Below are 14,412 nucleotides of genomic sequence, written 5' to 3'. Positions count from 1 at the left end.
CTACGCCTGCCACTCTTTCCTGATGGGGAACACACCATGCCTCGGCAATCCGATATGCGCTTCACCTTCAAGGCGGGGGGCCTCGAGTTCGATGTGGTCTCGTTCGACCTGGAAGAGGGACTGAGCCAGCCGTTCACGCTGTCGGTCGACCTGGCCAGCACCGACCCGTCGATCGATTTCGGGGCGGTGCTCGACCAGCCCGCGCAGCTCACCATCTGGCGCGCCGACCAGCCCGTGCGCTACGTCCACGGCGTGGTCAGTGATTTCGAGCAAGGAGACACCGGCTTTCGCCGCACCCGTTACCGCGCCGTGGTCGAACCCAAGCTCGCGCGTACGGGGTTGTGCGCCGACTGGCGCATCTTCCAGCGGCAGAGCGTGCCCGACATCCTCTCGGCGGTGCTCAAGGAGCACGGGATCACCGACTACGAACAGTTGGTGACCGAGACGCACCTGCCGCGCGAGTACTGCGTGCAGGCGGGCGACAGCGACCTGCATTTCCTCGCCCGGCTGGCCGCGGAAGAGGGCTTCTACTACGCCTTTGCCTTCGCCGATGCCAGCCACCGCCTGGTGCATGGGGACAATCTCTACATCTTCGGCGCCATCGACGGCGGCCCGGTCGAATACAACGCCACGCCGGGCGGCGACCAGCCCACGCCGGCGCTGCGCCGCTTTCGCTACAGCGAGCGCGTGCGCACCGCGCGGCAGACCCAGCGCGACTACACCTTCAAGCACCCGACCTACAACCAGCAGCATCAACACGACGGCGCGCAGCTCGACCACCAGGGGCAGGACTACGAGGTCTACCAATTCCCCGGCCGCTACAAGGAAGACGCGGCTGGGCAGCCCTTCACCCGCACCCGCCTGCGCGGGCTGCGCGGCGACGCGCGTACCGCCGAAGTGGAAGGCGATGACGCGCGCCTGGTGCCCGGCCTGGCCTTCGACCTCACCGGCCATCCGCGCGCCGACCTCAACCGCGGCTGGCGGGCCCTGCGCATCAGGCACCGCGGCGTGCAGCACACCAGCCAGGCCGAGGAAAGCGCCGACGCGGAGCAGGGCACCCACTACAGCTACACCGCCGAGCTGGTTCCCGATGATGTGGAATGGCGTCCCGCACCCATGGCCAAGCCGCGCATCGATGGCCCGCAGGTCGCCATCGTCGTCGGCCCGCCGGGCGAGGAAATCCACTGCGACGAGTGGGGCCGGGTCAAGGTCCAGTTCACCTGGGACCGGCAGGGCAAGTCCGACGAGCACAGTTCCTGCTGGATCCGCGTTTCGCAGAACTGGGCCGGCGCCACCTGGGGGCACATGGCCATCCCGCGTATCGGCCAAGAGGTACTGGTAGGCAACGTCGACGGTGACTGCGACCAGCCTCTGGTGATCGGCAGAACCTACATGGCGCTGCAGCGCCCGCCCTATGAACTGCCCAGGCACAACATCCTCAGCACCATCAAGAGCAAGGAGCACAATGCCGGGCGCAACAACGAACTGCTGTTCGACGACACCCATGGCGAGATCAGCACCACCCTGCGCAGCGACCAGGGCGCCAGCGCGCTCAACCTGGGCTACCTCGTCCACCCGCGCCCGGGCGGCGGCAAGGCGCGCGGCAAGGGCTTCGAGCTGCGCACCGACGAGCACGGCGCGGTGCGCGCCGGCTCCGGCCTGCTGCTGACCACCGAGCCGCGTCCGCGCGCCAGCGAGCACCACAAGGACCTCAAGGAAACCGCCGCCCGTCTGCACGTGGCCGGCGAGCAGCAGGAGGGCTTCGGCACCCAGGCCCGCGAAGTGCAGGCGCAGGAAGCGGGGGACCAGGATGCGGTCGCCAAGGCGCTGCAGAAGCAACACCAGGGCATCGTCGGCAACGGCCCAGGCGACCCGTCCAGCAACAACTTTCCCGAGTTCGCGCAGCCGTACGTCGTCATCGCCAGCCCGGTCGGCATCGCCACCAGCACGCCCGGCTCGACCCATATCGCCAGCGGCGAACACATCGCGCTCAGCAGTACGGAACACATCAGCCTGACCAGCGGCAAGCGTTTGCTCGCCAGCGCCAGCCGTGGCATGCGCCTGTTCGTGCAGAGCCTGGGCTATCGCCTGATTGCGGCGGCAGGGGACATCGACATTCGCGCGCTGAAGGACAGCATCAACCTGCTGGCCAAGCTCAACATCACGCACACCGCCGAGCGCATCACGCTGAACGCCAAGACCGAGCTGGTCATCAACGGCGGCGGCAGCGCGACGGTGTACAACGCGGGCGGCATCACTCACCAGACCAGCGGGCGCTACACGGGCCACGCGGCCAGGTTCAGCTACACCGGGCCCAAGAGCCGAGCTGCCAGCTTTCCCGAGCCGCCCAAGCCCAGCCAGGGCAATCTCGAGCTCTTCAACCGCTATGCCAATGGCAGGGGCGTACGTACCGGGACCTATGAGGTCGAAGACGCCCTCGGACGGATATTCAAAGGCACCTTGGATTCTGCGGGGCAAACCGTGGTAGCGGGCGCAGCGCCGGGCCCTGCGAAAATCAGATTCGGTCTGAGCGAGGTCGATCCCTGGGACAAATCCAGCGAGTTCGATACGCCGCCGTGGCCCAGAGAGCCGAAGACAGGCGCCACCCACCGTGCGCCGAGGCTGGCGAGCCAGGCTCAGGCCGCTGCTCCCCAGGCGGCTACACCGGCCCTCGCCAAGTCCTTTTCCAATGCCGCGGCAGGAGCCAGCGCAACGCCGGCCCTGGCCAAATCACTGACCGCTGGCGCCGTGCCCGGGGCGGGCCCCGGCCGCTGGGTCACCACGGACAACGACTACCACGGCATCAAGAACACCGGGGTCATGTTCATCAATCGCCTGACCTCCATGGGTGACGAAGGGCGCCTGTTCGGCTCCGACGGCAAGGACTACATGAACACCACGCGCGACAAGATCCAGAAGTGGAAGCCGCTCCCTGCGGATGCCGACCCGTGGCTCAGAGACAACTCGGCCGTCCATGCCTACGGCGAGACCCGGAAGATCAAGCAACGCTATCTCGAAGGCGACGATGCCTGGGCCATCGGCGGCAAGTCGTGGCATTGGCAACCCGCTGTCGCCGACGAAGTGCATGAAATCAAGGGAGTCAAACCATGAAAGAAACACGCCTGCAGCTCGAAAACACCTACGCCAACGGCGTGGCGGTCAGCCATGGCAGCTACGAGGTCGAAGATGCCCGGGGGCGAGTCTTCGCCGGCACGCTGGACGAAGCCGGCCGCGCCCTTGTCGTTGGCCTGGCTCCCGGTCCCGCACGCGTGCGGTTTGGCGCCGACCCGGCCGCCCCCTGGGACAAGAGCAGCTATCGCGGCGCGCCAGCGTGGCCCCCGACGCCGGTACGGCAGAGTACGGCCAATCCAGGGCCCGCATCAGATCCCCAATGGGAGGTGCCGTCGTGACGCGCCCCCTCTACCTGTTCTGGGGCGGGCTGGATTTGCTCTATCTGATCCGCTTGTTCTGGCTCAACCTCGCCATCGGACGCGTTCCGCTGTACGACGATATTCAGGCATTCGGGCAATTGCACGAGCAGGGCGGCTACGGGGCCGTCGGGCTCGGCCTGTCCCTGCTGCTCACCGTGTCCATCGCCGTGTCGGCCTGCCTGTTTCTGCGGGGCAGCCGCTACGCGCGGCCGCTGGCCTATGCCCAGGTACCGCTGCGCCTGCTCTTGGCGGTGCCATCTCTGTCATTCATTCCATGGCTCTTGCACGCGGGCGAGGGGGCGAGCCTGCCGCTCAACCTCGGGCTGCTGCTGCTCTCGGAGTTGCTGAAGGTCGTCACCTTGTATCGCAGCCGCACGTAGCCAGGCGCGGAGCCAAACCTGTCAGTACACCAGCCGTCCATTGCCAATATGCGTCACCAGATCCCGATCTGGTGGGCATTTCACGCCTGAGAACACTGTATGGAAAAGCAGAACAACAGCCGCGAACCTCAGCTAGCACTGACCCCGCTGGAAGAAGTCCAGTCCGCTGACGTCGACGCCAGCATCAACGCATTCGATGCCTGGCTGCGCTCGATCAGCGACGACATGATCACCCTGGACCGCATCAAGACCGTGGCCGGCGGCTTGCCTGTGGTAGGCAATATCATGGCCCTCATCGATGTGTTCAACGACATCGTGGAGCTGTCCAAGAAGAACAAACGCGAACTGCTCGACTACGTCAGCCTGGGCATCAATTTGATCGGCGTGATTCCGGTCCCGCCTCAAATGGCCGCCGCGCGCATGTCCTTGAGGCCGGCGCTCTACGCCGTTCGGCAGGAGATCAAGCTCAGGGGCACGATGGCGCTGAGCGACTCGCTGCTGAACCTGATTCAGAATCATCTCAACGCCCGCAACGAAGGCGAACTCGATAAGTTCGTGGCGACCGCGCAGAGCCAGCTCGACTCGATGCTTTCCGCCGCGGCGAACTACGGCCAGCAGATCGTCGAGCAACTCTCCAAGGGCTTGGTGGCGCTGGCAAAAGGGGACCTCAACGCCGCTGGTTCCCTGAAGGAGGGCGTCCTGCAATTGGAAAAGGGCTGGCACGACCCGAACAACAAGTTCGAGAACATCTTCGGCGCCCTGGTCAGCTTCCAGAATGCGCTCGGCAAGGCCGCCGCCAACAAGATGGTAGGCCTGCTGCTTCCTAAAAGCGTCGGGGCTGCTGTCATCGAGCAGGCGGAGAAGATAAAGCCATTGGGCGCCGAGCTGAGCAAGCAGATCATCGCCCTGAACGACCCCGCGGTCATGAACAGCATCGGCTACTTCCTGCTGGCGCTGCAGTCTTCCGTTCGCGGGTGGCGTGCGCGCCGATCGCTGGGTCAACCAGGCAATGTGCGGCACGGCCAGACCAGCACCGCCCGGAACCAGCGTGGCAACGGGGAAATGGAGGTGCGCCCGAGAGAGCGCCGTGCAGAGGGCGATGCCAACGGCAAGAACGGCACCTGCCCGACCACCTGCGGCAGCATCAGCTTCGCCATGGGCAGCGAAATCCTGCCCCACACCGATTTCGCGCTGTCCGGGCCATTCCCCATCGAATGGACGCGCACCTACCGCTCCAGCCTGGGTGCCTACGACACGGGCGAACTGGGCGCGCGCTGGATCACCCCTTACACCACGCGCTTCGATGTGGTGGGGGATGGGCTGCGCTACCACGGGGAAGATGGCCGCAGCAAAAACTATCCGCTGCCCAAGATCGGCGAACTCCACGAAGACCTGATCGAAGACCTCACGCTGATCCGGACCGGCGAGAACAGCTTGGCGCTGTGCCGTGGCTTCGAGCGCCGCGAAACCTACCAGCGCCATGGCGACCGCTATCTGCTCACGCAGATCGAATTGCGCGGTGGCGCCGGCCTGCTGCTCGGCTACGACCATCGTGTGGGCGAGCGCGTGGTGCTCTCCGACATCGTCACCTACCAGGACGACCCCAGCCAGCCGCACACCCACCTCGGCACCGACGTGGATGCCCACGGCCGCATCATCGGCCTGTGGCTGATGGGCGAGGATGCGCCCCAGCGCCAACTGAGCCTGTACCGCTACGACGAGGCCGGCGACCTCACGCTGGCTCAGGACGAGAACGCCGCCGTCTGGACCTACCAGTACCAACACCACCTGGTCACCCGCTACACCGATCGCACCGGCCGCGGCATGAACCTGGAGTGGCAAGGCACAGGCCCCGATGCCCGCGCCGTGCACGAGTGGGCCGATGACGGCAGCTTCGAGGTGCGCCTGGAGTGGGACCCGAACATTCGCCTCACCTACGTTACCGACGCGCATGGGCAGGAAACCTGGCATTACTACGACAGCCTTGGCTACACCTATCGCGTTCGCCATCCCGACGGTATCTCGGAATGGCTGTTCCGCGACGCCGCCAAGAACGTCATCCAGCACATCCACACCGATGGCAGCGAAGACCGCTACGCCTACGACGAGACCGGTAACCTGCTGGAGCACATCTGCGCCGATGGCACGGTGGTGCACTACGCGTGGGATACCCAGGACCAACTGATCAAGATCAGCGACGCCGAGGGCGGCCTCTGGCTGCGCGACTACGACACGCGCGGCCGGCTGATCGAAGCCATCGATCCGCTCGGCAACAAGACCGAGTACGCCTACAACCCGATGGGCCTGCCCATCGGCATCACCGACGCCAGCGGCAAGACCAAGCAACTCGAATACGACACCAACGGTCAGCTTACCCGCTATGTGGACTGCTCGGGCTCGGCCAGCGCCTGGGCCTACGACGAGCGCGGCCAGCTCGTGCAGTTCACCGACGCGGCGGGCAACGTCACCCGCTACCGCTACGAGGCCGGCCAGCTTGCCGCCATCCGCCACCCGGACAACAGCGAAGAGCACTTCGAGCGCGACGCCGAAGGGCGCCTGCTGGCCCACGTCGACGCGCTGGGGCGGCGCACCGAATGGGACTATACCGAGGCCGGGCTGCTCGCCAGCCGGGTAGACGCGGCCGGCCAGCGCCTGCGCTACCAGTGGGACAAGCTCGGCCAGCTCACCGCGCTGCGCAACGAGAACGGCCGCGACGCTGAGTTCCACTACGACCCGATGGGCCGCCTGCTAGCGGAAACTGGCTTTGACGGCGCGACTACCCGCTACGAGTACGAGAAAGAAACCGGCAAGCTGATGCGCGCCGTGGACGGCCAGCGCATCATGGCCTATACCTTCGACGCCATGGGCCGTCTTGCAGAACGCCGCGCGGCGCTGCAAACCGGTGAGACGCCGCCGCACGAGCAGGACTGGCAGGTGGAACGCTTCGCGTATGACCTCAACGGCAACCTCGCGTTGGCCACCAACGCGCACAGCCGCCTGCAATGGTTCCACGACGAGGCAGGCAACCTGGTGCGCGAGCACCAGCATTACACCCGGTTGGGCAAGCCGCTGGTGGCGGTATGGCAGCACGAGTACGACGCGCTCAACCAGCGCATCGCCACCGTGCGCCCCGATGGACATCGCGTAAGCTGGCTCACCTACGGCAGCGGCCACCTGCTGGCGCTGCAGCTCGACGAGCGCGAACTCGTCAGCTACGAACGCGACGACGTGCACCGCGAAGTCGTCCGCACCCAGGGTAACCGCCTGCTGCAAACCCAGCAGTGGGATGCCATGGGCCGTCTCAGTGAACAGGTGCTCACCCACGAAGCCAACCCGCACGGGCAGACCGGCGGTGGCAGTCGCCTGCTGGTGCGCCGCTACCGCTACGACGCCAGCGGCCAGCTCACCGATATCAACGACACGCGGCGCGGCCAACTGGCCTATCGCTACGATCCGGTGGGCCGGCTGCTGGAGGCACAGAGCCGCCTCGGCCACGAAACCTTCGCGTTCGACCCGGCCAGCAACCTGATCGACCCAGAGGAGCAGCGCGAAGCCGAGCGCCAGCGCATGCCGCGCATCAAGGCGCTCGACAACCTGCTCAAGCAGTACGCCGGCACCCACTACCAGTACGACGCGCGGGGCAATCTGAGCAAGCGCTGGCACAACGGCAAGGAAAGCCGCTACACCTGGGACCTGTTCGACCGGCTCACGCACTACGAAGACGAGCGTCTGCAGGCGGACTACAGCTACGACGCCCTCGGCCGGCGCCTGTCGAAGTACAGCAAGGCCCACTACGAGGAGCGCCGCGAGGCCGGCCCGCACTGGAACCGCGCCGAGCGTGTCAAGCTCAATCGCGACTTGCAATGCGGCTTCACGCTATACGGCTGGGATGGCGACACCCTCGCGTGGGAGAGCAAGATCGCCGACGAGGACGGCTTCGGCGCGCGCACCACGCACTACGTCTACGAGCCGGGCAGCTTTGTGCCGGTGGCGCAGGCGGTGCGCGACGATGCTATCGAACTGCTCGACCAGCCAGAGTATGGCGACTACTACCGGCAAGACGAAGACCCGCTGTGGGGCCCTCCGCCACCAGCGCCGCCGATCAACAGCTTGGCCTGGTATCAGTGTGACCATCTCGGCACGCCGCAGGAACTGACGGACGAGCACAGCGAGATTGCGTGGACGGCGGAGTATCGTGCGTGGGGCGTGGTGAAAGAGGCGCTGCGCAAGGCATCGGATGGCCGTGTCGAGCTGCGCAATCCGATCCGGTTCCAGGGGCAGTACCATGACCACGAGACGGGGCTGCATTACAACCGGTATCGGTACTACGATCCGGAGGTGGGGCGGTTTGTTGGCAGGGATCCGATTGGGTATGCGGGTGGGATTAACGTTTACGAGTTTGGTCCGAATCCGAACGAGTATCTAGACCCGTTGGGATTGACTGCTGCGAAGCTCAAGACGAATCTTGAGCGCGCTGGTCGACCTGTGCTCCCTGGCCAGACTCCGCACCACATTGTTCAGGAAAACTGTCGGAAAGGAATGCCCAACAGCCATGTTCAGAAATCTCGTGAGATTCTTGAACGCAGTGACATCGGTATTGACTCCGCTTCAAACGGGGCAGTTTTATGGGGGACGAGTAACACTCAAGTGGCAGCACCAGGCCACCCCGGACGAGCGGGCGCTGTAAGCAATGGCAACTATCATGCTGGTCGACATGTTCACAGTGCACTTAACGATAAACTGATTTATCAAGTGCTTAAAGGCGTTGAAAAGCGTGGAGGAAACGTGGAGAACGCACTGAAGGATTTAGGTCGACGCCTAGAATCAGGATCTTGGAAGGCGACGTTTGATTGCTGTTGTGATTAGGATAAAAATATGCTTTTACAAGAGCCATTAATTAAAAATCAGCTTGGAGCTCTTCATTATGAATTTGAGGGGCAGCCAAAACTGGATTGGTATGACGAGTATTTGAGAGTGGCCTCCACCATTGATGAGTGGAGGTTTTCGGCCGGTGATTATTTCTCGCCTGCCCCTTACGAAGCTGAGCGAGGAGGGTTTCCTTCTCCAAAGCTTGTTAAGAGGAAATACAAAGACGTTGATGAAGCTCGATGGCTAGGTAAATATTGCGCCGGCTTTCTGGGGGGGCAGCACTTGGTTACTGTAATGCCTAGTGAGCCAAGCATTCAAGCGCTCGACGCTGATTTCTTTCGTATGACCGAGGAAGGGGGAGTCACCATTCTGAGCATTTCGTGCAAGAGCATGCACCGGCTGGAAAGGCGCAGTTCCAGAGTGATCGGTATGCGTCGATTTATCAATTTAGGAAAAGATTCTAAGCTGTACATGGGAGTTGGAGAGGGAGGCGCGTTTTTTGCGTTTCTCTACGAATATTTGTCTGGTCGCCCAGTAGCTGCACGTGGGGCTTCGAATAGGACTGATTCTGAAGCTCATTGGGAGTTTCACTATGATGATGCTGGAGAATTAAATAAAATCACATCAGGCCCGAGCGTGATGTGGGAAAAGAACAGGTAGCGATGACGCGTTAGAGGGAGTTGGTTATGAAAGCATGGATTGACGTAGAGAGGGATGCGAAGCTGATCCTTGATTATGTGAAGAGGCCAATTTTCTTTGATGGGCCATATAAAGGTGTCGCTACTGGTAAAAAAGTTATTTTTGATGCTTTGCGGGCGGCCGAGTACTCTACTGATGATTCTGGAGACCAATTTCCGGATTGGCAGGCAATTTTGGAGTCTATTACTCCTGCTTGGCCAGATATGCCGCGCAGCATCGAAAATAAAATTATGGAGATGCTCGATCAAATTCATGGGAAAATTACTCTGGAGTAAATGAATCTTCATTGATTCACAATATGGAGGGTGATTTTTCAAGATTACTTCACTGCTACGCCTACGGAGAGGTCCATCCGTTGTGGAAGCAGATTGAACGGATTTACCTTGATGGTGGTATTCCGTGTGGTTGGGAAGGAAACTATCCCGATGGTGAAGTGGTAGTTTTCTCAAATCATCCCATTCCTTGACAAGAACGGAGTCAGGTTCACTTCCGCATGGAGAGCGGTAAGCCGATGCCGTGCTGATTGGCTCAGCACGGCCAAATCAAATGGGAGTGGATATGCAAGACATCGTTCGCGAAGGCGACATGACCTATCACGGCGGCATGGTCATGCAGGGCTTTGCCGACACCGACCTCAACGGCCGGAAGATCGCCGGCCTGGGGCCCTGGTGAGCTGCCCGAAGTGCAGGGGCGTTTTCCCCATCGCCGATGGGTATGACATTGGCGGCGTGCCGGTGGCGCTGCACAACATGAAGACCGCCTGCGGCGCCAGCCTGATCGCCAGCGGGTCGTGGGGCAGTGTGGGTTGATTTTGTATTTCGTATTCCTGATCGCTCTTTAAAAATTGACGGACCTTGATGGCGCTTCCACGCGCTATCAGTATGAGGAAGCCACTGGCTAGTTGGCACGCGACACGCTCCAGCCCGTGGGGCCGGCTGCGCAGAGCGCTGGCGGCAGCCGCCTGTTGGTGCGCCACTACCGCTACGATGCCAGCGGCCAACTCACCAACATCAACGACACGCGGCGCGGCCAACTGGCCTACCGCTACGACCCGGTGGGCCGGTTGCTCGAAGCACAGAGCCGCCTGGGCCACGAAACCTTCGACTTCGACCCGGCCAGCAACCTGATCGACCCGGCCGAACAGCGCGAGGCCGAGCGCCAGCGCATGCCGCGCATCAAGGCGCTGGACAACCTGCTCAAGCAATACGCCGGCACCCACTACCAGTACGACGCGCGGGGCAACCTGACCCAACGCTGGCATAACGGTAAGGCAAGTCGTTTCACCTGGGACCTGTTCGACCGGCTCACGCACTACGAAGACGAGCGGCTGCAGGCGGACTACAGCTACGACGCCCTCGGCCGGCGCCTGACGAAGTACAGCAAGGCCCACTACGAGGAAAGAAGAGAGGCCGGGCCGCACTGGAACCGCGCCGAGCGGGTCAGGCGCAACCGCGAACTGCAATGCGGCTTCACGCTGTACGGCTGGGATGGCGACACGCTGGCGTGGGAAAGCAAGATCGCCGACGAGGACGGCTTCGGCGCGCGTACCACGCACTACGTGTACGAGCCGGGCAGCTTCGTGCCGGTGGCGCAATCTGTACGGCACGAGCCGTCCGCCCCGTCGATTGACTGCATGGCCTGGTACCAGTGCGACCATTTGGGCACACCGCAGGAACTAACGGACGAGTGTGGCGAAATCGTATGGAATGCAGAGTATTCGGTTTGGGGGAAGGCACGTGAGGTGATTCGCGAGGCGAGCGGGGCAGTCTCCCGCGCCAACCCGATCCGCTTTCTTGGCCAGCATCATGATGCGGAGTCCGGCTTGCATTACAACCGCTATTGCTATTACGACCCGGAAGTCGGGCGCTACGTGTCGAAAGACCCGATCGGGCTGCGCGGTGGCTATAACCTGTATGCCTATGTGCGAAACGCGCCGACCATGGGTACCGACCCGTTGGGGCTGCAGAGTCTCGCAAGCTTCGATATGCCCGGAGCGGCTCAGCGAGCAAGCATGCTCAAGTGGGCGATAGATCAGGGCTATAGCCCAGAACAGGCGACGGAGATGGTATCTCCAACGCGCCGTCCAATAGCAACTGGGGAATGCCGTGCAGGGGCAATGCTCGCTGCTGGAACTGGTCTTTCAGTGGGGGCTTCCGTGAATGAAAAGGATGGTATCAGCGTCCAGCCGAGCATCCCAATGATGGCGGCCGGTAAGCGGGTGTCGGCGTCTTGCGGAATTCGGCTTAGAGATCCAAGCGCAGGGTCACTAAAGGTTGGCCCCGCCGTCGGATTTAGTCGCGGAATCCTCTCGGTCGATATAACGCAGACAACATCGATATTTCCGGAGGTCTATATCGGGATTGGTGCTGGTATTGGCCAAGAAATCGAAATGCCGTTTTCTCCAGGCGTGAATTTGCCAGGCTTTGAGGTTAAGTGATGTGTGAATACATTCAAATCTATAGAATTTCCATCGTCTGCGTATGTGTTGTTATGCTCGTTTCTGCAATTTTAATCTCGAGCAGGTTTTGCAAGAGTCGAGGAATCAATCCAAATACGGTGGCTGGCATGTTCGAGATGTATCGTCGCGTGTTCAAATTCGAGAATAAGAGGTTTTCCATACTGATGTTGGCGACGATGTATGGCGGAGCGTTGATGATACTTGGCGGCGTGATGTTGACGATGTGGGGCGAGAAGCAAGGCTGTAATTTTCCGGCCAATCTAAAGTTTTTCATAGGGCGTTAAACGGACAGGATTGCAGAATGGAGGGTGAATGGGATGGAGTGTAATTTTAATGATGAAGTCGACCGAAATCTTAGAGTCCGGGATATGGGGCGGCGAGTGCTTATTTGTTTGTTCTTTGTTGCAGTGAGCATGCCGGGTATAGCTATCGCAGGCAGCTATGTTCCTAGTGAAGTTGAAACTGCTCTTTTAACGATTGGCCGACAGGATGATGTGCGTGCATTCGCAGCGGGACAAGAGAGCTACGCCGCACAGGTCTTGAATATCGATGTTGCGATAGCACAGGACATCGCGCAGGCCTACGAAAGCAAAGATGACGGCAAGGCCAATCACCGGTTCCTGAATAGACGGGTGCTCGTATCGGGCATCGCTGCTGCGGTATGGCCAGACGGCGCTGATCGTGCGGTGCTCGTGTTTGCCGACACGGGCGCAACCCAAGTGCGAGCGATAGCCCATGGTGACCAGGCGTCGCGCATGGCCACATGGCATGTAGGAAGCAAGGTTGCCCTCGTCTGCACTGGCGAGGGCGGAACCTCCCGTGCCGCTAGCTTTGACGATTGTGAGAATGCGGGCGACGTTGCCCGACGCGAATGGGAGCGCTTGGATGCCTCGCTTGCCGACTTCTATCAAGGCAAACATGTCCCGAACGTCATGATCGTCATGCTGGCCATCAATATAGCGGCGCGGGCCAGCAGGATGCCTACTGATCACCGCTGTGCTGAAAGCCTTGAGAAGTGCCGCGAATCGGCGACGGCGATCGGCTCCCTAACCAGCGATAAGGGCCTTTTGAAGGAAGTCGTGCAGCGATTCGAGGCGAATGGACTCGATCTCAGCGTGCTGGCCCCCGTCCCCGTGCAACGGGAGCCCTAGCAGGCCGCTGAAGTACTGACCGCTTGCGCGGTGAGTACTTCAGCGGCCTGTTAAGGCTCGAGGATATTTGTCCGGGTTAGGTGCTGGGGCGGGGTCATCGACTAGGATTCCTAGTAAGCGAAAGTGAATTATAGGGGGTGAATATGGAAAGGGCTCGTGAGGCATACGAATTGATATGTCGATTTCTTGAATTTTTTAATAACGGAGATAAGGGTGGGTTGAGGCGTGAATTTAATATAGAGGTGAATGTTTATGATGAGATGTATGGGGCGCTTTCTGGGTATTTCGAGAAAATGCCGACATGGACTGTTCCACCGCTGAAATTTGCATTTGCTCAAGATCGGGGGTTTTTGATTTTGATTTTTATGAAATGAACGAAGTTGGGGCTTGGGGGGGCAGAGTGTCGACTATGGCAAGGAGGGGGAAGATCGGAGCCAATATTGCATGCCGAGTTTAGTGTTGAGGCCGGAAAATTGGCGATGGATTTTAAATGCATAGAGAATTAGACCGACAGGGACGGGTTAGGTTAGATTTACTTTCTCATGGAGAGCGGTAAGTCGAAGCCGTGCTGATTTCCTCAGCACGGCCAAATCTAAATGGGGGTGGATATGCAAGACATCGTTCGCGAAGGCGACATGACAGACCACGGCGGCGTGGTCATGCAGGGCTTTGACAATACCGATCTCAACGGCCGGAAGATCGCCGGCCTGGGGCATCTGGTGAGCTGCCCGAAGTGCAAGGGCGTTTTCCCCATCGCCGAGGGCAGCAGCAGCTACGACATTGGCGGTGTGCCGGTGGCGCTGCACAACATGAAGACCGCCTGCGGCGCCAGCCTGATCGCCAGCGGCTCGCAGGGCAGCGTGGGTTGATTTTGTATTTCGTATTCCTGATCGCTCGTTAAAAATTGACGGACTTCGATGGCGCTACCATGCGCTCTCAGTACGAGGAAGCCACCGGCTAGTTGGCGCGCGACACGCTCCAGCCCGTGGGGCCGGCCGCGCAGAGCGGTGGCGGCAATCGCCTGCTGGTGCGCCGCTACCGCTACGACGCCAGCGGCCAGCTCACCGATATCTACGACACGCGGCGCGGCCAGCTGGCCTACCGCTACGACCCGGTGGGCCGGTTGCTCGAAGCACAGAGCCGCCTGGGCCATGAAACCTTTGCGTTCGACCCGGCGAGCAACCTGATCGATCCGGCCGAGCAGCGGGAGGCGGATCGCCAGCACATGCCGCGCATCAGGGCGCTGGACAATCTGCTCAAGCGATACGCCGGCACCCACTACCAGTACGACGCGCGGGGCAACCTCAGCAAGCGCTGGCACCAGGGCAAGGAGAGCCGCTACACCTGGGACCTGTTCGATCGCCTGACGCACTACTCGGCATCCAGTTATTCCACCGCTCGCCGCGGCAGATCACCCTGACCAG

General features: G+C 61.4%; 11 protein-coding genes. All 11 read left to right on the top strand.

Translation table 11 applies throughout. The features are described from left to right. The first annotated feature begins 36 nt into the window (after positions 1-36). The 11 genes from BKK81_RS12545 to BKK81_RS12510 all read left to right on the top strand — a co-directional run bounded on the left by BKK81_RS12545 (position 37) and on the right by BKK81_RS12510 (position 14,408). Positions 37-3,111, top strand: a complete 3,075-nt coding sequence (locus BKK81_RS12545; protein WP_083384097.1) for a type VI secretion system Vgr family protein — start codon at positions 37-39, stop codon at positions 3,109-3,111. Then, positions 3,108-3,410: a hypothetical protein gene (locus tag BKK81_RS35430; protein ID WP_156811282.1), complete on the top strand. Its 303-nt coding sequence runs from the start codon at positions 3,108-3,110 to the stop codon at positions 3,408-3,410. The genes BKK81_RS12545 and BKK81_RS35430 overlap by 4 nt, the downstream gene beginning before the upstream one ends. Next, a complete protein-coding gene (locus BKK81_RS12540; protein ID WP_156811280.1) occupies positions 3,407-3,811 on the top strand; it encodes an arginine:ornithine antiporter in 405 nt (134 codons plus the stop codon). Before BKK81_RS35430 ends, BKK81_RS12540 begins: the two co-directional genes overlap by 4 nt. A 99-nt stretch (positions 3,812-3,910) precedes the next feature. After that, a complete protein-coding gene (locus BKK81_RS12535) occupies positions 3,911-8,677 on the top strand; it encodes an RHS repeat-associated core domain-containing protein (RefSeq protein WP_071013348.1) in 4,767 nt (1,588 codons plus the stop codon). A 9-nt stretch (positions 8,678-8,686) separates the two neighbouring features. After that, on the top strand, positions 8,687-9,340 hold the full coding sequence (locus tag BKK81_RS35425) for a hypothetical protein (RefSeq protein WP_156811278.1): 654 nt from the start codon (positions 8,687-8,689) through the stop codon (positions 9,338-9,340). Between the two features lie 26 nt (positions 9,341-9,366). Continuing rightward, positions 9,367-9,654, top strand: coding sequence for a hypothetical protein (locus tag BKK81_RS35420; protein WP_156811276.1), 288 nt, complete (start codon positions 9,367-9,369; stop codon positions 9,652-9,654). 393 nt (positions 9,655-10,047) lie between these two features. Next, complete coding sequence (locus BKK81_RS36030; protein ID WP_231907920.1) at positions 10,048-10,188, top strand: PAAR domain-containing protein; 141 nt, start codon at positions 10,048-10,050, stop codon at positions 10,186-10,188. 92 nt (positions 10,189-10,280) lie between these two features. After that, positions 10,281-11,816, top strand: coding sequence for an RHS repeat domain-containing protein (locus tag BKK81_RS12525; RefSeq protein ID WP_071013346.1), 1,536 nt, complete (start codon positions 10,281-10,283; stop codon positions 11,814-11,816). Between the two features lie 338 nt (positions 11,817-12,154). Next, on the top strand, positions 12,155-12,988 hold the full coding sequence (locus BKK81_RS34320; protein WP_083384096.1) for an OB-fold protein: 834 nt from the start codon (positions 12,155-12,157) through the stop codon (positions 12,986-12,988). A 608-nt stretch (positions 12,989-13,596) separates the two neighbouring features. Next, positions 13,597-13,857: a PAAR domain-containing protein gene (locus tag BKK81_RS12515; RefSeq protein ID WP_071016429.1), complete on the top strand. Its 261-nt coding sequence runs from the start codon at positions 13,597-13,599 to the stop codon at positions 13,855-13,857. Positions 13,858-13,949: 92 nt separating this feature from the next. Next, positions 13,950-14,408: an RHS repeat domain-containing protein gene (locus tag BKK81_RS12510; RefSeq protein WP_071013340.1), complete on the top strand. Its 459-nt coding sequence runs from the start codon at positions 13,950-13,952 to the stop codon at positions 14,406-14,408. Positions 14,409-14,412: the final 4 nt, after the last annotated feature.

The sequence above is a fragment of the Cupriavidus sp. USMAHM13 genome (genome assembly GCF_001854285.1).
In the GTDB taxonomy this organism is placed as follows: domain Bacteria; phylum Pseudomonadota; class Gammaproteobacteria; order Burkholderiales; family Burkholderiaceae; genus Cupriavidus; species Cupriavidus malaysiensis.
This window is presented reverse-complemented; position numbering and strand designations above follow the sequence as displayed.

Excerpts from the sequence above, each read along its gene's own strand:
- BKK81_RS12515 (WP_071016429.1), top strand. The coding sequence starts at position 13,597 with ATGCAAGACATCGTTCGCGAAGGCGACATGACAGACCACGGCGGCGTG.
- BKK81_RS12535 (WP_071013348.1), top strand. The coding sequence starts at position 3,911 with ATGGAAAAGCAGAACAACAGCCGCGAACCTCAGCTAGCACTGACCCCG.
- BKK81_RS35425 (WP_156811278.1), top strand. The coding sequence starts at position 8,687 with ATGCTTTTACAAGAGCCATTAATTAAAAATCAGCTTGGAGCTCTTCAT.
- BKK81_RS35430 (WP_156811282.1), top strand. The coding sequence starts at position 3,108 with ATGAAAGAAACACGCCTGCAGCTCGAAAACACCTACGCCAACGGCGTG.
- BKK81_RS35420 (WP_156811276.1), top strand. The coding sequence starts at position 9,367 with ATGAAAGCATGGATTGACGTAGAGAGGGATGCGAAGCTGATCCTTGAT.
- BKK81_RS34320 (WP_083384096.1), top strand. The coding sequence starts at position 12,155 with ATGGAGTGTAATTTTAATGATGAAGTCGACCGAAATCTTAGAGTCCGG.
- BKK81_RS12545 (WP_083384097.1), top strand. The coding sequence starts at position 37 with ATGCCTCGGCAATCCGATATGCGCTTCACCTTCAAGGCGGGGGGCCTC.